We start from the raw sequence: 18,067 nt of genomic DNA, 5'->3' as shown, positions 1-18,067 counted from the left end.
AGCCTGCAGCAGGAGACGCCATGGAACTGGACCTCGCCACGCTGCAGGGCTTCATCGCCCGTTCCCCCTTCATGGTCGAGCTGGGCGTGCAGGCCGTGGCCGTGGAGCCCGGCCGTGTGCGCACGCGCCTGGCCATCCGCGAAGGCCTGCGCCAGCACACGGGCCTGGTGCATGCGGGCGTGCTGGCCTCGCTGGCCGACCACAGCATGGGCTCGGCCGCCCAGACGCAGGCGCCGCCCGGGCAGTGGATTCTCACGGCCGAGCTCAAGACCAGCCTGCTGCGCGGCGCCCGCGGCCAGCAGCTGGAGTGCGAGGCCTGGGTCCTCAAGGCCGGGCGCACGCTCACCTTCACCGAGGCCGAGGTCCATGCCGTGGACGGCACGACCCGCACGCTGGTGATGAAGGCCTCGGCCACCATGGCACTCACGCCCGCCTGAGCGCGGGCCCCATCGACTGCTGGAGATCGCCATGCGCGACACCCTCGACTTCCTGCTCTACGACTGGCTCCAATCCGAATCGCTGAACCAGCGCGAGCGCTTTGCCGACCACAGCCGCGAGACCTTCGACGCCGTGCTGGACACCTGCGAGCGCATCGCCCGCGAGAAGTTCGCGCCCGTCAACCGCCTGCTCGACACCCAGGAGCCGCACTTCGACGGCGAGCGCGTGCACCTGCCCCAGGCCACGCGCGAGGCGCTGGATGCCTACGTGGAGTCGGGCATGCTCAGCGCCGCCCAGGACTACGGGAACGGCGGCATGCAGCTGCCCTGCACGGTGGAGATGGCGGCCAATGCCTTCTTCAGCAAGGCCTGCATCGCGCTGGGCGGCTACGCCATGCTCACCAACGGCAATGCCAATCTGCTGATGGCGCACGGCACGCCGCGGCAGCGCGAGGTCTTCGCCCGGGCCGAGTTCGAAGGGCGCTGGTTCGGCACCATGTGCCTCTCCGAACCGCAGGCGGGCTCCTCGCTGTCCGACGTGGCCACGCGGGCCGAGCCAGACGGCGCCGATTCTGAGAACGACCCCCTGGGCCCGCGCTACCGCCTGCGTGGCCACAAGATGTGGATCTCCGCCGGCGAGCACGAACTGCGCGAGAACATTGTCCACCTGGTGCTGGCCAAGATCCCCGGCCCGGATGGCAAGCCGGTGCCCGGCGTGCGCGGCATCTCGCTGTTCATCGTGCCCAAATGGCTGGTGGACGCCGAGGGGCAGCTCACGGGGGAACGCAACGACGTGGTGCTGGCCGGCCTCAACCACAAGCTGGGCTACCGCGGCACCACCAACTGCCTGCTGAACTTCGGCGAGGGCCGGCATCAGCCGGGCGGGCAGGGCGGGGCCATCGGCTATCGCGTGGGCGCGCCCGGCGAGGGGCTCAAGGCCATGTTCCACATGATGAACGAGGCCCGCATCGGCGTGGGCCTGGGCGCCACCATGCTGGGCTATGCGGGCTACGAGGCCAGCCTGGCCTATGCCCGCCAGCGGCCGCAGGGCCGGCCGCTGACGGCCGCGGGCAAGGACGCCGCCTCGCCCCAGCGGCCCATCATCGAGCATGCCGACGTCAAGCGCATGCTGCTGGCGCAGAAGAGCTATGTGGAAGGGGCGCTGGCCCTGGAGCTGTTCTGCGCCCGCCTGGTCGATGAGCAGCACACGGCCGAGGCCGAGGCCGCGGGCCGTGCGCGCCTGCTGCTGGAGGTGCTGATCCCCATCGCCAAGAGCTGGCCCAGCGAGTGGTGCCTGGAGGCCAACTCCCTGGCCATCCAGGTGCTGGGCGGCTATGGCTATACGCGGGACTTCCCCGTCGAGCAGCACTGGCGCGACAACCGCCTCAACATGATCCACGAGGGCACGCACGGCATCCAGGCTCTGGACCTGCTCGGCCGCAAGGTGGTGATGGAAGGCGGCGCGGCGCTGATGGCGCTGGCCCGGCGCATCAACGAGACGATCAGCGCGGCGGGCCAGGTGCCAGGTCTTGCCGAGGCCGCCAATCAGCTGGCCCAGGCTCTGGCGCAGGTGGGCGCCGCGACCAAGGCGGCGTGGGCCACCGGCGAGCCCGAGACGGCGCTGGCCAATGCCACGCCCTATCTGCAGGCCTTTGGCCACACGGTCCTGGCCTGGATCTGGCTGGACGTGGTGCTGGCCCTGGCACCGGACGACACCCGTGACTTCGCCCAGGGCAAGCGGGCCGCCCAGGCCTATTTCTTCGCCTACGAGCTGCCACGCATTGCCGCCTGGCTGCCCGTGGTGCAGCGCCGTGAAGCGCTGTGTCGCGAGATGCAGGACGCCTGGTTCTGACCTCTCAGGAAATTCAAAGGAGACTCCCATGAGCACCAAGGTGCAGGACTTGTTCGACCTCAGCGGCCAGGTGGCCCTGGTCACCGGCGGCTCGCGCGGCCTGGGGTTGCAGATCGCCGAAAGCCTGGGCGAGGCGGGCGCGAAGATCATGCTCAGCTCGCGCAAGGCCGCTGACCTGGAAGAGGCCGTGGCCCAGCTGCAGGCGCGGGGCATCGATGCCCGCTGGATCGCTGCCGATGCCGCGGATGAAGCCCAGGCCCGCGGCATCGTCGAGCAGACGATGGAACGCCTCGGCCAGATCGACATCCTCGTCAACAACGCCGGCGCCACCTGGGGCGCACCGGCCGAGGACCATCCGCTGGAGGCCTGGGACAAGGTGATGAACCTCAACATCCGCAGCCTCTTCGTGATGAGCCAGGCCGCGGCGCAGGCGAGCATGATCCCGCGGCGCCACGGCCGCATCATCAATGTGGCCTCCATCGCCGGCCTGGGCGGCAACCCGGCGATGATGAAGACCATCGCCTACAACACCAGCAAGGGCGCGGCCGTGAACTTCACCCGCGCGCTGGCCGGCGAGTGGGGCCGCTACGGCATCACCGTGAACGCGCTGGCGCCGGGCTTCTTCCCCAGCAAGATGACGCAGGGCCTGCTCGCGGCCATGGGCGAGGACAAGATCGCCGAGGCCGCGCCCTTGCGCCGCCTGGGCGACGAGGACGACCTCAAGGGCGCGGCCCTGCTGTTCGCGTCGCGTGCCGGCAAGCACATCACGGGCCAGGTGCTGGCGGTGGACGGCGGTGTGTCAGCGATCCACGGTGCCTGAGGCCCTAGACTGACGCCATGAAACGCACGCCGCCCCTGTCCTTCCCTGTCCGCATCCCCTTCGTCGAGCAGCTGGGCTTCGAGCTGCACAGCCTGGGCGACGGCCGCGCGGAGCTGCGGGTGGACATCCGCGAGAGCCATCTCAACTCCTGGGAGGTGGCCCATGGCGGCGTACTGATGAGCCTGCTGGACGTGGCCATGGCCCATGCCGCCCGCAGCATCCACATGCACCAGGAGGGCATGGGGCCTGGCGTGGTCACCATCGAGATGAAGACCAGCTTCATGCGACCCGCCGAGGGCGAGCTGCGTGCCCAGGGCGAGCTGCTGCATCACACCGCCACCATGGCCTTCTGCGAGGGGCGGGTGCTGGGTGAGGACGGCCGGCTCTGTGCTCACGCCACCGCCACCTTCAAGTACCTGCGGGCCTTGCCGGGGCAGGGGCGCCAGCTCAAGTCCCTGCAGCGCCGCGAGGCGGACTGAGAGAGGGAGCGGGTCCACGCAGGGCCCGGCGCGCGGCGGCCGTCAACGCTCCGGCGTGGGCAGGGCCATGTCCGGCCAGGGCGATTTCAGGGCCAGCACGCGGCGGCGCTCGATGGCTGCGCGGGTCCAGTCCCGGCCCTGGTGCTGGTCCAGCAGCCGGCGGAAGCTGCCGTCCTGCTGGGCGAGCTGCAACCCGCGTTGCAGGCGCTGCAGCAGGGGCTGCCGGTCACGGCGCGCCATGAAGTAGACGGGCCAGGCGTAGTGCAGGGCCAGGTGCGGCTCCACCATGAGCTCGTCATTGCCGCCGAAGCTGGCCAGCTCAGCGTAGGCCTCGGAGACGCCGCGCTGCAGGTAGTCAAAGCGCCGGGCGCGCAGCATGGCCAGCAGGGCCTCGGTGCCCGGGCCGGCGACCACGGGCAGGCCGTTGGCCTCGAACACGGCCAGGTCGGCCCACTGGCGGCCAAAGCCGCCCGTCAGCTTGCCCAGCTGCGCCAGGGTCTGGATGCGGGCGAAGCGCGGCGCGTCCTCCTTGCGGATCAGCAGCAGGCGGTAGCCCAGGCGGCCGGCGTGCAGGTCGATGGGCAGGACGGCAAACTCCGCCAGCCGCGCCGGGCTGGGCGGCAGATAGACCAGGTCCACCTCGCCGCTGCGCAGCAGCTCCAGGCAGCGCTCCTGCGAGGGATCTGCCCCCTGGCCATGGCGGATGAGGGTGAAGGACTCGCCGCGCTGCGCGGTCTTCTCCAGCAGGAGTCGCGTCAGGGCGAGCCGGTAGTCGTAGCGGGGCGACTCGGTCTGGCACAGGCGCAGCTGCTGGGCCTGGGCCTGCAAGAGGGCCAGGCCCAGCAGCAAGGCCAGCCCCTGACGCAGGAGGCGGCACCGAGTCAGGGCAGGGAGCAACACGGCCGGCAGTCTATGCCAGGGCCGCGGCTCCTGCCGGTTTGGGAACCGATTGCATTGCACTAAAGGCCCAGCCCATTCGTGACCAATGCCGCGCCCGGGGCCGTGTCTGCAGGACGCGCCAGCCCCGTCCAGGGCCGGTGGGGGCCGTGCCATCGCAGGTCACCTCAGCGCGGTGCGGCTCCCGGCTGGAGGCGGAAGAAGGCGACCACCTCCAGCAGCCGGGCCGACTGGTTGCGCAGGCTCTCGGCAGCGGCGGCGCTTTCCTCGACGAGCGCCGCGTTCTGCTGGGTGACCCGGTCCATGGCGCTCACGGCCTCGCCGACCTGCCCGATGCCGGTGCTCTGCTCACGGCTGGCGGCGCTGATCTCGCCCACGATGTCAGTCACGCGGTGGATCGCCTTCACCACTTCGTCCATGGTGCTGCCGGCCCGGTCGACCAGCTGGGTGCCCTGCTCGACGCGCGCCGCGCTGTCGCCGATCAGCGACTTGATCTCCTTGGCCGCCTCGGCGCTGCGCTGGGCCAGGATGCGGACCTCGCCCGCCACCACGGCGAAGCCGCGGCCCTGCTCGCCGGCGCGAGCCGCCTCGACGGCCGCGTTCAGGGCGAGGATGTTGGTCTGGAAGGCAATGCTGTCGATGACGCCGGTGATGTCGGCAATGCGGCGCGAGCCCTCGTTGATGCTCCTCATGGTCTCGACGACTTCGGCCACGACACCCCCGCCGCGCCGCGCCACCTCCGAGGCCTGCAGGGCCATCTGATTGGCCTGCTGCGCGTTGTCGGCGTTGTTGCGCACGGTGGAGCCCAGCTGGTCCATGGTGGCGGCGGTCTGCTGCAGGGCGCTGGCCTGCTCCTCGGTGCGCTGGCTCAGGTCTGCATTGCCATGGGCGATCTGCTCGCTGCCTGTGGCCACGCTCTCCGCGTTGGATCGCACGGTATGGACGATGCCGGCCAGGGCGTCCTGCATGTGCTGCATGGAGCGCATCACCGCGGAGAACTCATCCGCTTGCGTGTCTTGCACGGGCTGGGTGAAGTCGCCGTCGCGCAGGCGGTTGGCGACGGCATTGAGGGCATGGACGCGCTGCCGAAGGGCGCGGGCCAGGTAGGCGGTCGTGGCCATCAGGGCCAGGACCGCTGCCACCGCCACGAAGCCGAACTCGAGCCGGGCATTGCCGGCCTGACTCTTCACCAGCTGCAGCTCGTCCTGCAGGCGCGACTCCTGGTACTTGACGTTCTCGGCGATCTCATGGAGCAGGGCGTTGCGTGCCGGAATGGTCTGGTCCACCAGGAAGGCAAAGGCCTCGCTCATCTGTCCGGCCTCGATCAGCGCGAGGTTCTTCTGCTCGACCTCCGCGAAGGCCTGGACCTTCTGTTGAACGGGGCGGAAGCGTTGGCGCCCGGTCTCGGTATGCAGGGCTTTCTCGTAGGCGCCCAGCTGCTCCGTGATGGCCTCCTTGAGCCGCTTGATGTCCTGCAGCGCCGTGTCACGCTCCTGCGGCGTGCGGGACAGCATGGCGTGACGCAGCTGGAGGGACAGGCGCGTCACTTCCAGCTGGGCCTGGGCCATGCGCTGCAGCTGCGGAAACCTGGAAGACTCGGCAGCGTGCGCGGCCTCCTCCAGGGAGACCAGCTGCCGAGACGTGTGCACGGCGGCGCCGATGAGGATCAGGGCCAGGGCTGCGGCCATGATCAGCAGGCGGCCGATCAGACCAAGGCGAGGGTTTCCGGTCAGCGACATGGGGCTTCCTTCTGGACTGGCAGGGCAGGAGGAATGCAGTGGACGGTCGCGACCGGCAAGGCGGCCGGGCGTTGCCCCCAGGCATTCCAGGAGACTGCAATCGTTATCAATTTGAATCGAACGTGCAAGCAAATGTGACACGTTTCGAGGCAGGCAAACCCCCCGGCCGGGCCTGATTCAGCCGCGGAAGAGGGACTTGTTCACGATTCAAATCCCCCTCGGGCGGGCCTGCGCGGCCCGCCCGAGGGCGGGGACGTTGCGTGGGGAGGCCCGTGCCGAAGCGCCCCCGTTCATTCGTGAGCGGCCCGGTGGCTCGCGGCCCGCGTTCCGGCACCGCCGGCCTGCAGCCGGAAGAAGGCCACCACGTCCAGCAGCTGGGCCGACTGGCCGCGCAGGCTCTCCGCGGCCGCGGCGCTCTGCTCGACCAGGGCCGCGTTCTGCTGGGTGACCCGGTCCATCTGCGTCACCGCCTCGCTGACCTGGCTGATGCCCGTGCTCTGCTCGCGGCTGGCGGCACTGATTTCGCCCACGATGTCGGTGACGCGGCTGATGGCCTGGACCACCTCGCCCATGGTCGATCCGGCGTGGTCCACCAGCTGCGTGCCGTGCTCGACGCGCTCCACGCTGGTCGTGATCAGGGACTTGATCTCCCGCGCCGCCTCGGCGCTGCGCTGGGCCAGGGTGCGCACCTCGCCCGCCACCACCGCGAAGCCGCGGCCCTGCTCGCCGGCCCGGGCGGCCTCCACCGCCGCGTTCAGGGCGAGGATGTTGGTCTGGAAGGCGATGCCGTCGATCACGCCGATGATGTCGGCGATGCGGCGCGAGCTCTCGTGGATGCCCTTCATGGTCTCCACCACCTCGGACACCACGCCGCCGCCCCGCTGCGCCACCTCGGAGGCATTGACGGCCAGCTGGTTGGCCTGCTGCGCGCTGTCGGCGTTGAGGCGCACGGTGGAGCCGAGCTGGTCCATGGTGGCGGCCGTCTGCTGCAGGGCGCTGGCCTGTTCTTCGGTGCGCTGGCTGAGGTCGGAGTTGCCCGAGGCGATCTGGGAGCTGCCGGTGGCCACGCTCTCGGCGTTGGCTCGCACGGTATGCACGACGCCCAGCAGCTTGCTGCGCATGTCCTCCAGGGCCGCGGTGAGCTGGGCGACCTCGTCCCGGCCCTGGGCGTCCAGGCGCACGGTCATGTCGCCCTCGCTCATGGCACGGGCCGCGACCACCGCCCGCTGCAGCCCGCGGCTCACCTGGCCGGCCAGCAGGAGGGCCAGCAGCACGGCACCGCCCAGGCTCAGGACGATCAGCACGGCGATGATGTTGCGGCTGCGGGCATAGTCGGCCATGCCCTGCCGGGCCAGCTGGTCGGCGTAGTCCTCCTTGAGACGGCTGAGCAGCTTGAGCTGGTCGTCGACGGCGTTGAAGGTGGGCACATAGGTCTCGTACAGGTACTGCTGGGCCGCTTCCGGATCCGCACCCTCGGCCAGCTTGCCTTCCAGGGTGGCCAGGGCGGCCTCCCAGGGCTGCATCAGGGCCTTCAGCCGGGCGATCTCGGCCTGGCCGCGCTCGGTGACGTAATGCGGCAGCGCCTTGTCGAGGTCGGCCTTCATGGCCCGGACGTTGGCCTTCACCGTCTGGCGGGCCGCCTCGCGCTTCTCGGGCGTGGGGGCCAGCAGCACGTTGCGCACGTCCCGGGCGAGCAGGACCAGGTCCTTGTTGGCGTCCTTGATGCTGGAGATGGCCATCAGCTCCTGCGTGTACATGGTCCGGCCGTTCTCGGCCACCGTGCCCAGGGCGCGCAGCCCGACGAGGCCCACCACCACGGCGAGCAGGGCCATGGCCAGCATGGCACCCAGAAGGCGGGTGCCGATCTTGAAATTCGTGAATTGCATGGTCTCTCCAGCGCTGACGCCCCGTGCGACCCCTGTCGCATGGGCCCGGCGCTTTGTTCTCTCAGTACTTTCCCTGATGGCTGGAATCCATTGCAAGCAAGCTTCCTGCGAATAGAGGCGAACGACCGTTCGTTTTTGTCGCCACTGAGACGAGTGTCACGAATGGGCCATGATTCAATCTCTGTCATGAGGGCCTGAACCGGGCCCGTCCAACCGACACCGCTAGCTGCAAAGAGGAAGCCATGAGCATCAACCGCCAAATCCATCTGGTGTCCCGTCCCACGGGCGAGCCGACGGTCGACAACTTCCGCCTGGTCGAGGCCTCGCTGCCCGCCGTGCAGGACGGCCAGGTGCTGGTCCGCAACCACTACCTGAGCCTCGACCCCTATATGCGCGGCCGCATGAGCGACGCCAAGAGCTACGCCGACCCGCAGCCCCTGGACCAGGTCATGATGGGCGGCACCGTGGGCGAGGTGGTGGAGTCCCGCAACCCGGCCTTCAAGGCGGGGGACCAGGTCGTGGGCATGGGCGGCTGGCAGGAGTACCAGCTGGTCGACGCCAGCCAGCGCGGCGTGCTGCAGAAGGTCGACACCACCCACATTCCGCTGGCCGCCTACCTGGGCGCCGTGGGCATGCCCGGCGTGACGGCCTGGTACGGCCTGACCCAGATCATCAATCCCAAGGCCGGCGAGACCGTGGTGGTGAGCGCCGCCAGCGGCGCCGTGGGTGGCGCCGTGGGCCAGCTGGCCAAGGCCCGTGGTGCGCGCGCCGTGGGCATTGCCGGCGGCCCGGACAAGTGCCGCTATGTCGTCGAGGAACTGGGCTTCGACGCCTGCATCGACTACAAGGAGCACCGCGAGCTGAAGTCGCTCCTGGCGGCCCTCAAGCAGGCCTGCCCGCAAGGCATCGACGGCCACTTCGAGAACGTGGGCGGCATGATCCTGGACGCCGTGATGATGCGCGCCAACGCCTTCAGCCGCATCGCCATGTGCGGCATGATTTCCGGCTACAACGGCGAACCCATCCCGATGATGGCGCCCCAGCTGATCCTGGTGAACCGCATGAAGATCGAGGGCTTCATCGTCTCCGAGCACATGCAGCTGTGGCCCGAGGCCCTGAAGGAGCTGGGCATGATGGTCGCCACCGGCAAGCTCAAGTACCGGGAATCCATTGCCGACGGCCTGGCTGCCGCGCCCGAGGCCTTCCTGGGCCTGCTCAAGGGCCGCAACTTCGGCAAGCAGCTGGTGAAGCTCGTCTGATGGGCCCGCTCTTCTGGTCCTGCCTGCCCCTGCAGGCCCTGGACGCCGAGGGTGTGTACGAGATGCTGGCGCTGCGCAACGAGGTCTTCGTCGTCGAGCAGCGCTGCCTCTACCAGGACACCGACGGCCGCGACCGCGACTGCCTGCACGTCATGGGCCGGGACGCCACCGGGCGCCTGCTGGCCTACGCCCGCCTGCTGCCGCCGGGGCTGAAGGGGCCGCAGCAGCAGCGCGCCGCCATCGGCCGTGTGCTGACCTCGCCGGCCCTGCGCGGCCAGGGGCAGGGCCGGCCGCTGGTGCGCCAGGCCCTGCGCGAGTGCGAGCAGCGCTGGCCGGGCGTCGGGCAGGAGCTCAGCGCCCAGGCCCATCTGCAGGACTTCTACGCCAGCCTGGGCTTCCGCGCCGTCTCCCCGGTCTATGACGAAGACGGCATTCCCCATATCGACATGTGCCGCGACCCGGCACCCGCGGAGTGAAACGATGAAGCAGTTCCAGGGCCGCACGGCCGTGATCACCGGCGCCGCCTCGGGCTTCGGCCTGGAGGTCGCCCGCCTGGCCGCGCAGCGCGGCATGAACCTCGTGCTCTGCGATGTGCAGGCCGACGCCAAGGCCCGGCTCCAGGAGGAGTTCGGCGCCCATCCGCTGCTGCTGCGCCAGGTGGACGTGGCCAAGGCGGACCAGATGGAGGCCCTGGCCGAAGCCGTGAAGGCGCGCTTTGGCGCCCCGCACTTCGTCTTCAACAACGCCGGCGTGGGCTCGGGCGGGCTGATCTGGGAGAACAGCCTCTCCGACTGGGAATGGGTGCTGGGCGTCAACCTGATGGGCGTCGTGCATGGCGTGCGCCTGTTCACGCCCATGATGCTGGCCGCGGCCGAGGCCGACCCATCGTGGGAAGGCCACATCGTCAACACCGCCTCCATGGCTGGCATGCTCAACCCGCCGAACATGGGTGTCTACAACGTCAGCAAGCACGCGGTGGTGAGCCTCAGCGAGACGCTCTATCAAGACCTGACCCTCGTCACCGACCAGATCCGCTGCTCGGTGCTGTGCCCCTACTTCGTGCCCACCGGCATCTCCCAGAGCCACCGCAACCGCACGCCGGACCATCCCATGGACAAGCCCAGCAAGAGCCAGCTGGTCTCCCAGGCCATGACCGACAAGGCGGTGAACGCCGGCAAGATCACCGCGGCCGACGTGGCGGCCCTGGTCTTCCAGGCCATGGACGAGAGCCGCTTCTACGTCTTCAGCCACCCGCAGGTGCTGGGCGGGGTGCAGACGCGCCTGGAAGACGTGCTGCAGCAGCGCAATCCCACCGACCCCTTCGCGGACAAGCCGGCGCTGCGCGAGCAGCTGGTGGCGGCCCTGCGCAAGGCCTGAAGCAGGGCGGGAGTGGGGTGCCTGGCCACTTCTGGCACACTGCCGGCCCCGCCCGCTGAAGTCCTGCCATGTCGTCCAACGCCTCCCTCCCTGCACAAGCCCTGGTCATCGGCGGAGGTCCCGCGGGCCTGATGGCGGCCGAGCGCCTGGCCGCGGCGGGCCTGCGTGTCGACCTCTACGACGCCATGCCCTCCGTGGGCCGCAAGTTCCTGCTGGCCGGCAAGGGCGGGCTCAACCTCACGCACTCCGAGGGGCGCGAGGCCTTCGAGCAGCGCTTCGCCGAGCGCGCGCAGGCCCTGCGGCCCTGGCTGGACCGCCTCGACGGACCGGGCCTGCGCCAGTGGGCCGCGGGCCTGGGCATCGAGACCTTCGTGGGCAGCTCGGGCCGCGTCTTCCCGACCGACATGAAGGCCGCGCCCCTGCTGCGCGCCTGGCTGCAGCGCCTGCGCGCCGCAGGCGTGCGCTTCCACATGCGCCATCGCTGGCTGGGCTGGGCGGCGGACGGCGCGCTGCGCTTTGCCGCGCCCGAGGGCGAGCACACCGTGCCAGCGCCCGCGGCGCTGGTGCTGGCTCTGGGCGGCGCGTCCTGGCCGCAGCTGGGCTCCAACGGGGCCTGGCAGGGCCCGCTGGCCGAGGCGGGGGCCGAGATCGCCCCGCTGCGCGCCGCCAACTGCGGCTTCGACCTGGGCCCGCGCCGCGAGGGTGTGGCCGAGGCGGGCTGGTCCGCCTTCTTCGTCGAGCGCTGGGCGGGTCAGCCGGTCAAGCCGGTGCGGCTCGTCTTCGAGGGCCGCAGCGGCCGCCGCTTCGAGCGCCAGGGTGAATTCGTGGTCACGGCCCGCGGCATCGAGGGCTCCCTGGTCTACGCGGCTTCGGCCCTGCTGCGCGACGAGATCGCCGAGTTCGGCGAGGCCCTGCTGCACCTGGACCTGCTGCCCAACCATGACGAGGCCCAGGTGCTGGCCGAGGTGCGCCGGCCGCGCGGCCCGCGCTCGCTTTCCACGCACCTCAAGAGCCGCCTGGGCATCGAGGGTCTCAAGGCGGCGCTGCTGTACGAGGTGCTGGACAAGGCCGAGGTCCAGGACGCCGAGCGCCTGGCCCGCACCCTCAAGCGCCTGCCGCTGCGCCTGGCCGCTGCGCGCCCCGTGGCCGAGGCCATCAGCACGGCCGGCGGCGTGCGCCTGGAATGCCTGGACGAGCACCTGATGCTGCGCCAGCGCCCCGGCATCTTCTGCGCAGGCGAAATGCTGGACTGGGAGGCGCCCACCGGCGGCTACCTGCTGACGGCCAGCATGGCCAGCGGCTGGGTGGCGGGCGAGGGCGCGGCAGCCTACGCGAAGCGCCAGGCCTGACGCGGCACTGAAACCAGCGGAAACGCGCCCGCGCGGGGCCTGTGGCACACTCGCGCGCTTTCAGCATTTCCCTCTCCAGACGTCTTGGACAAGATCCTGCTTCAGATTGCCGCCGAGCTGAATGTGCGCCCGGCCCAGGTCAACGCGGCCGTGGAGCTGCTTGATGGCGGGGCCACCGTGCCCTTCATCGCCCGCTACCGCAAGGAAGTCACCGACGGGCTGGACGACACCCAGCTGCGCGAGCTGGAGTCCCGCCTGGGCTATCTGCGCGAGCTGGCGGACCGCCGCGCCGCGGTGCTCAAGAGCATCGAGGAGCAGGGCAAGCTCAGCCCAGAGCTGCGCGCTGCCATCGAGGCCGCCCCGACCAAGCAGGAGCTGGAAGACCTCTACCTGCCCTACAAGCAGAAGCGCCGCACCAAGGGCATGATCGCCCGCGAGGCCGGCCTCGAGCCTCTGGCCGACAAGCTCTTCGCCGATCCCTCCCTGGACCCGCAGGCCGAGGCGCAGGCCTTCCTCAACCCCGACGCCGGCTTTGCCGACGCCTACGCGGTGCTGGACGGCGTGCGGGACCTGCTCTCCGAGCGCTGGGCCGAGGACGCCGTGCTGATCGGCAAGCTGCGCGAGTGGCTGTGGGAGGAGGGCCTGTTCAAGTCGAAGCTGATGGACGGCAAGGACGAGAACAACGCCGACGTCGCCAAGTTCCGCGACTACTTCGACTACGCCGAGCCCATCAAGACCGTGCCCTCGCACCGCGCGCTGGCCGTGTTCCGCGGTCGCACGCAGGAGTTCCTCGATGCCAAGCTGGTGCTCGACGAAGAGATCCTGCCGGGCCAGCCCTCGCTGGCCGAGGGCCGCATCGCCCGCCACCTGGGCTGGAGCCATGGCAAACGTGCGTCTGACGAGCTGATCCGCAAGACCGTGGCCTGGACCTGGAAGGTCAAGCTCTCCATGAGCCTGGAGCGCGACCTCTTCTCCCGCCTGCGCGAGGAGGCCGAGCGCGTGGCCATCAAGGTCTTCGCCGAGAACCTGCGCGACCTCCTGCTGGCCGCGCCGGCCGGCAAGCGCGTGGTGATGGGCCTGGACCCGGGCATCCGCACCGGCGTGAAGGTGGCCGTGGTGAGTGACACCGGCCGCGTGCTGGACACCTCCACCGTCTACCCGCACGAGCCGCGCAAGGACTGGGAAGGCTCCATCCACACCCTGGGCCGCCTGTGCGCGACGCACGGTGTGAACCTGATCGCCATCGGCAACGGCACGGCCTCGCGCGAGACCGACAAGCTGGCCGCCGACCTCATCAAGCGCATCCAGCAGCTGGCCCCCGGCACCCACATCGAGAAGGTCGTGGTGAGCGAGGCCGGCGCCTCGGTCTACTCGGCCTCCGAGTTCGCCTCCAAGGAATTGCCGGAGCTGGACGTGAGCCTGCGCGGCGCGGTGTCCATTGCCCGCCGCCTGCAGGATCCGCTGGCCGAGCTGGTGAAGATCGACCCCAAGAGCATCGGCGTGGGCCAGTACCAGCACGACGTCAACCAGAGCGAGCTGGCGCGCACGCTGGACGCGGTCGTCGAGGACTGCGTGAACTCCGTGGGCGTGGACCTCAACACGGCCTCGGCGCCGCTGCTGTCGCGCGTGTCGGGCCTGTCGGCCACGGTGGCGGGTTCCATCGTGCGCTGGCGTGACGCCAACGGGGCCTTCCGCAACCGTCAGCAGCTGCTGGACGTCACGGGCCTCGGGCCCAAGACCTTCGAGCAGGCCGCGGGCTTCCTGCGCATCCGCGATGGCGAAAACCCGCTGGACCTCTCCGGCGTCCACCCCGAGACCTACCCGGTGGTGCAGCGCATCCTGGGCCAGGTCGGTCGCCCCATCACGGAAGTCATGGGCAAGGCCGACGTGATCCGCAGCCTGAAGCCCGAGGCCTTTGCCGACGAGCGCTTCGGCGCCATCACGGTCAAGGACATCCTGGCCGAGCTGGAGAAGCCGGGACGCGATCCGCGCCCCGACTTCAAGGTGGCCCGCTTCAACGAGGGCGTCGAGGACATCAAGGACCTGGCCGAGGGCATGATCCTCGAGGGCACGGTCTCCAACGTGGCGCAGTTCGGCGCCTTCGTGGACCTGGGCGTGCACCAGGACGGCCTGGTGCACGTGAGCCAGCTGTCCAACAAGTTCGTCAACGACGCCCGCGAGGTGGTCAAGACGGGCGACATCGTCAAGGTCAAGGTGCTGGAGGTCGACCTGGCCCGCAAGCGCATCTCCCTGACGATGAAGCTGGACGCCGCGGCGCCACGCGGCGCAGCCAAGGCGGACAACAGCTTCCGCCCCGCCGCGCGCAACGAGCGCCCCGGCCGCGCAGCCACGCCCGCCGCACCGGCCGGCAACGCCATGGCGGCCGCCTTCGCCAAGCTGCAGGGCAAGCGCTGACGCCAGGCGCCGGATCCTGCAGTTCGGCGCAGGCACTGACCAGTGGCGACGCTGAAACCGCCGCTGGTCGCAGCGGTGCTGACAGCGCGCGCCGCTGCCGCTATCGTGCGCCCCAGTCCGAAGAACAGGACGAAGTTCAGGAGTTTCCGTGCGCCTTCACCCCATTGCCGCCGCTGCGGCGCTTGCCCTTGTCTCCCTGGCGACCCTGCCCGCGCTGGCCCAGGAGATGCCCCAGGGAGCCGATCCCCAGGGTCGCCCCCAGCAGGGCAACAAGCTGGAGCGGGTCGAGATCACCGCCCGCCCGCAAAGTGACACCGAGCTGCGTCGCCGCGCGCCTGTGGCCAAGCAGATCTACGGCCGCGAGGAGATGGACAAGTACGGGGACAACAACCTCGCCGACGTCCTCAAGCGCCTGCCCGGCGTGGACATGCAGGGCGGCGGTCCCCGCATGCGCGGCCTGGGTGCGGGCTACACGCTCATCCTGATCAATGGCGATCCCGCGCCCCCGGGCTTCGACTTCACCCAGCTGAATCCGGCCCAGGTGGAGCGCATCGAGGTCACCAAGGGCCCCACCGCCGACCAGAGCGCGCAGGCCGTGGCCGGCGCCATCAACATCATCCTGAAGGAAGCCCCCAAGGTCACGCAAAAGGACCTGCGCGTGGGCTTCGGCTACAGCGCCGTGCGCCCCACGCCGGGCGCCAACTTCACGTATGGCTCGCGCCAGGGCGGCTTTGCGTATTCGCTGCCGGTGTCGCTCTTCGAGTGGCGCGGCCAGAACGATGCCCGCAATGCGCGCCACATGCCCGGTGCCGACGGCCTCAGCTCGGACTCGCTGCAGGACAACGAGCAGGCCTTCTGGGGCCATGGCTTCAACACCGCGCCGCGCATCAACTGGAAGATCTCCGATGAGGAGAACGCCAGCCTGCAGGCCTTCATCCAGAAGGGGTTCTGGAACAACCGCCAGACCTTCATCACTGAATCGGCCACGGCCAATGCGGTGCTGGACGACGACGCGCTGAACAAGGGCACCTGGCACAACATCCGCCTGAACTCGCAGTGGTCGCGCCGTTTCAATGACACGCAGAAGCTGGAGCTCAAGCTGGGTGGCGGGGACTCCGGCGGCACCTTCCGCAGCCAGACCTACCGCGACAACGCCGAGCGCCGCCTCACCACCGGCTCCAACGAGGACCGCAGCGTGACGCAGGCCGGCAAGTTCGGCCAGCTGATCGGCGATGCCCACAGCCTGACCCTGGGCTGGGACCTGGAATGGCGCCGCCGTGACGAGGAGCGCACCGTCGTCGAGCTGGGCCACCCGCAGCTGCCCGACTTCGACGGCCAGCCCTTCGGCGCCCGCATCCAGCGCCAGGCCCTGTTCATCCAGGACGAATGGGAGCTGTCGCCGCAGTGGTCCACCTACCTGGGGCTGCGCAACGAGCGCATCGTCACCGAGAGTCGCGGCCTGGCCGAGACCATCCGCAACAGCAGCTCGGTGCTGACGCCCCTCTGGCATCTCAACTACAAGCTGGACCCCAAGGGGCGCGACCTCATCCGCGCCAGCCTGACCCGCAGCTACAAGGCGCCCGAGCTCAACGCCATGCTGGCCCGCCCGGGCATCAGCGGGCTGTTCCCGGACGTCAGCAAGCCCAACACCGAGCTCTCGCCGGACCGCCTGGGCAACCCGCTGCTCAAGCCTGAGCTGGCCACCGGCCTGGACCTGGCCTACGAGAAGTACTTCACCGGCGGCGGCATGCTGAGCATCGGTGTCTTCCACCGCGAGGTGAAGGACCTGATCCGCAACGTCGTCTCGCTGCAGTCCGTCAGCTGGGCCGGTGTGCCGCGCTGGATCTCGCAGCCCGTGAACATCTCCAAGGCCCAGAGCAGCGGCCTGGAGCTGGAGCTCAAGGGTCGTGCCGGCGAGCTGCTGCCGGCCCTGTTCGACGCCAAGCTGCCGCTGAACCTGCGCAGTGCGCTGAACATCTACCGCTCCAAGGTCGAGGCCGTCGAAGGGCCCAACAACCGCCTGGAAGGCCAGCAGCCCTGGTCCGCCAACCTGGGCTTCGACTACCGCTTCAGCAGCCTGCCGCTGACCACCGGTGCCAGCCTGGCCTACACGCCCGGCTACGCCACGCGGCAGACGGCCAGCCAGGGCGTGGAGCAGTCCCGCAGCCGCTCGCTGGACGTGTTCGCGCAGTGGGCCTTCAACCGCACGACCTCGCTGCGCATTGCGGCCAACAACTTCGTGCCGGTCGACAGTTGGAACAGCACGACGCTCAGCAGCGGCTACGGCAGCCGCAGCGATCGGCAGGGCCGGACCAACTTCAACGTCGGTCTCGAAATGAAGCTCTGATCCGCTCGGGTTTTCGTCAGCGGTTCTAATCGCGACCATGACGAAAGCATTGCAGATCTTCGCGGGCCCTCGGGCCCGCGCCCGTTTGGCGCAGCAGGGGCTGCGGCCGGAGGATGTCCAGGTCATCCCGGCGGCGGCGGGCGGTCCCAAGGGGCTGATCCTCAACCCGCTGGACCAGTACATCTTCGGCGACTGGCTGGCCGCCAGCCGCCAGGAGGTGCACCTGCTGGGCGCCTCCATCGGCGCCTGGCGCATGGCGACGGCCTGCCTGGCGCACCGGCCCGCGGAGGCCGTGCCGGAGTTCCAGCGCCTGGCCGAGGAATACATCCACCAGCAGTACGAAAGCGCGCCGGGCAAGTCCCCCACGGCGGCGGTGGTCTCGCGGGGATTCGGGCAGAAGCTGCACGAGGTCTTCGGCGGCCGGGAGGCTCAGGTGCTGAGCCACCCCCGCTGGCGTCTGCATCTCTTCACCTCGCGCGGGCAGGGCCTGCTCGCGCGCGAGCACCGCTGGCGCACGCCGGTGGGCTATGCCGCGGCCTTTGCAGCCAATGCGCTGTCGCGCCGAGCCATGGGCCGCTGGCTGGAGCGTGTGGTGTTCTCGGACCTGCGCTCGCCCCTGCCCATGGACCTGCGCGACTACCGCAGCCGCCAGGTCGGCCTGAACGCCCGCAATCTGCAGGCGGCGCTGCTGGCCAGCTGCTCGATCCCCTTCTGGCTGCAGGCGGTGCACGACATCGCCGGGGCGCCGGCTGGCGCCTACTGGGACGGCGGCATCACCGACTACCACCTGCACCTCAACTACGCCGCGATGGTGGGGGAGGGCGTTGTGCTGTACCCGCACTTCCAGCGCGAGGTGGTGCCGGGCTGGCTGGACAAGGCACTCAAGCACCGCCACCGCCCCACCGCCTTCCTGGACAACGTGGTGCTGCTGGCCCCGCACCCCGACTGGGTGCGCACCCTGCCCAACAGCAAATTGCCCGACCGGGCCGATTTCCAGCGCTATGGGGACGATGTGGCCGCTCGCGCTGCCGCGTGGCGCCGCGCCATCGACGAAAGCCAGCGCCTGCGGGACGCATTCGCCGAGGCCTGCCGGCAGGACACGATCCAGGCGCTGCCGCTGTGAGCGTGTAACAAAGCGCATGAGCCTTCCGCGCCGATCAACCAAAGGCGGGTCTCATGCGTTGGAGGGCTGTCCTGACTTCACGATGGG

General features: G+C 70.0%; 14 protein-coding genes. 11 read left to right on the top strand and 3 right to left on the bottom strand.

Annotated features, from left to right (window positions below; all coding sequences use genetic code 11):
- Positions 1-20: 20 nt before the first annotated feature.
- Genes O9Y01_RS01500 through O9Y01_RS01485 form a run of 4 tightly spaced genes read left to right on the top strand, consistent with a single transcriptional unit; the run spans position 21 to position 3,588 of the window.
- Positions 21-437: a PaaI family thioesterase gene (locus tag O9Y01_RS01500; RefSeq protein WP_269629710.1), complete on the top strand. Its 417-nt coding sequence runs from the start codon at positions 21-23 to the stop codon at positions 435-437.
- A gap of 31 nt (positions 438-468) precedes the next feature.
- Positions 469-2,289, top strand: coding sequence for an acyl-CoA dehydrogenase (locus tag O9Y01_RS01495; protein WP_442952694.1), 1,821 nt, complete (start codon positions 469-471; stop codon positions 2,287-2,289).
- Positions 2,290-2,317: 28 nt separating this feature from the next.
- Positions 2,318-3,109: an SDR family oxidoreductase gene (locus tag O9Y01_RS01490; RefSeq protein ID WP_269629709.1), complete on the top strand. Its 792-nt coding sequence runs from the start codon at positions 2,318-2,320 to the stop codon at positions 3,107-3,109.
- A 17-nt stretch (positions 3,110-3,126) separates the two neighbouring features.
- Positions 3,127-3,588, top strand: coding sequence for a PaaI family thioesterase (locus O9Y01_RS01485; protein ID WP_269629708.1), 462 nt, complete (start codon positions 3,127-3,129; stop codon positions 3,586-3,588).
- Between the two features lie 42 nt (positions 3,589-3,630).
- Here O9Y01_RS01485 and O9Y01_RS01480 read toward each other — a convergent pair whose 3' ends face one another.
- The 3 genes from O9Y01_RS01480 to O9Y01_RS01470 all read right to left on the bottom strand — a co-directional run bounded on the left by O9Y01_RS01480 (position 3,631) and on the right by O9Y01_RS01470 (position 8,110).
- Complete coding sequence (locus tag O9Y01_RS01480; RefSeq protein ID WP_269629707.1) at positions 3,631-4,488, bottom strand: substrate-binding periplasmic protein; 858 nt, start codon at positions 4,486-4,488, stop codon at positions 3,631-3,633.
- A 164-nt stretch (positions 4,489-4,652) separates the two neighbouring features.
- Complete coding sequence (locus O9Y01_RS01475) at positions 4,653-6,224, bottom strand: methyl-accepting chemotaxis protein (RefSeq protein ID WP_269629706.1); 1,572 nt, start codon at positions 6,222-6,224, stop codon at positions 4,653-4,655.
- Positions 6,225-6,514: 290 nt separating this feature from the next.
- Entirely contained in the window at positions 6,515-8,110 is a 1,596-nt protein-coding gene (locus tag O9Y01_RS01470; protein WP_269629705.1) for a methyl-accepting chemotaxis protein, read from the bottom strand.
- Positions 8,111-8,352: 242 nt separating this feature from the next.
- Here O9Y01_RS01470 and O9Y01_RS01465 point away from each other — a divergent pair, with 242 nt between their 5' ends.
- The 7 genes from O9Y01_RS01465 (at position 8,353) to O9Y01_RS01435 (ending at position 17,980) form a co-directional block, all read left to right on the top strand.
- A complete protein-coding gene (locus tag O9Y01_RS01465; RefSeq protein WP_269629704.1) occupies positions 8,353-9,369 on the top strand; it encodes an NADP-dependent oxidoreductase in 1,017 nt (338 codons plus the stop codon).
- Positions 9,369-9,845: a GNAT family N-acetyltransferase gene (locus O9Y01_RS01460; protein WP_269629703.1), complete on the top strand. Its 477-nt coding sequence runs from the start codon at positions 9,369-9,371 to the stop codon at positions 9,843-9,845. Before O9Y01_RS01465 ends, O9Y01_RS01460 begins: the two co-directional genes overlap by 1 nt.
- A 4-nt stretch (positions 9,846-9,849) precedes the next feature.
- Positions 9,850-10,746, top strand: a complete 897-nt coding sequence (locus O9Y01_RS01455) for an SDR family oxidoreductase (protein WP_269629702.1) — start codon at positions 9,850-9,852, stop codon at positions 10,744-10,746.
- A 68-nt stretch (positions 10,747-10,814) separates the two neighbouring features.
- Complete coding sequence (locus O9Y01_RS01450; protein WP_269629701.1) at positions 10,815-12,095, top strand: NAD(P)/FAD-dependent oxidoreductase; 1,281 nt, start codon at positions 10,815-10,817, stop codon at positions 12,093-12,095.
- Positions 12,096-12,179: 84 nt separating this feature from the next.
- Positions 12,180-14,510 carry a Tex family protein gene (locus O9Y01_RS01445; RefSeq protein WP_269629700.1) on the top strand — a complete coding sequence of 777 codons (2,331 nt, stop codon included), beginning with the start codon at positions 12,180-12,182 and terminating at the stop codon, positions 14,508-14,510.
- A gap of 148 nt (positions 14,511-14,658) precedes the next feature.
- Positions 14,659-16,857, top strand: a complete 2,199-nt coding sequence (locus O9Y01_RS01440; RefSeq protein WP_269629699.1) for a TonB-dependent receptor plug domain-containing protein — start codon at positions 14,659-14,661, stop codon at positions 16,855-16,857.
- Positions 16,858-16,894: 37 nt separating this feature from the next.
- Complete coding sequence (locus O9Y01_RS01435; protein ID WP_269629698.1) at positions 16,895-17,980, top strand: patatin-like phospholipase family protein; 1,086 nt, start codon at positions 16,895-16,897, stop codon at positions 17,978-17,980.
- The last annotated feature ends 87 nt before the right edge of the window (positions 17,981-18,067 follow it).

It is taken from the genome of Pelomonas sp. BJYL3, from assembly GCF_027257975.1.
Lineage (GTDB): Bacteria > Pseudomonadota > Gammaproteobacteria > Burkholderiales > Burkholderiaceae_C > Roseateles_B > Roseateles_B flavus.
This window is presented reverse-complemented; position numbering and strand designations above follow the sequence as displayed.

Coding starts and splice junctions, on each gene's coding strand:
- O9Y01_RS01455 (WP_269629702.1), top strand. CDS start 9,850: ATGAAGCAGTTCCAGGGCCGCACGGCCGTGATCACCGGCGCCGCCTCG.
- O9Y01_RS01475 (WP_269629706.1), bottom strand. CDS start 6,224: ATGTCGCTGACCGGAAACCCTCGCCTTGGTCTGATCGGCCGCCTGCTG.
- O9Y01_RS01470 (WP_269629705.1), bottom strand. CDS start 8,110: ATGCAATTCACGAATTTCAAGATCGGCACCCGCCTTCTGGGTGCCATG.
- O9Y01_RS01495 (WP_442952694.1), top strand. CDS start 469: ATGCGCGACACCCTCGACTTCCTGCTCTACGACTGGCTCCAATCCGAA.
- O9Y01_RS01435 (WP_269629698.1), top strand. CDS start 16,895: ATGACGAAAGCATTGCAGATCTTCGCGGGCCCTCGGGCCCGCGCCCGT.
- O9Y01_RS01460 (WP_269629703.1), top strand. CDS start 9,369: ATGGGCCCGCTCTTCTGGTCCTGCCTGCCCCTGCAGGCCCTGGACGCC.
- O9Y01_RS01485 (WP_269629708.1), top strand. CDS start 3,127: ATGAAACGCACGCCGCCCCTGTCCTTCCCTGTCCGCATCCCCTTCGTC.
- O9Y01_RS01450 (WP_269629701.1), top strand. CDS start 10,815: ATGTCGTCCAACGCCTCCCTCCCTGCACAAGCCCTGGTCATCGGCGGA.
- O9Y01_RS01500 (WP_269629710.1), top strand. CDS start 21: ATGGAACTGGACCTCGCCACGCTGCAGGGCTTCATCGCCCGTTCCCCC.
- O9Y01_RS01465 (WP_269629704.1), top strand. CDS start 8,353: ATGAGCATCAACCGCCAAATCCATCTGGTGTCCCGTCCCACGGGCGAG.
- O9Y01_RS01490 (WP_269629709.1), top strand. CDS start 2,318: ATGAGCACCAAGGTGCAGGACTTGTTCGACCTCAGCGGCCAGGTGGCC.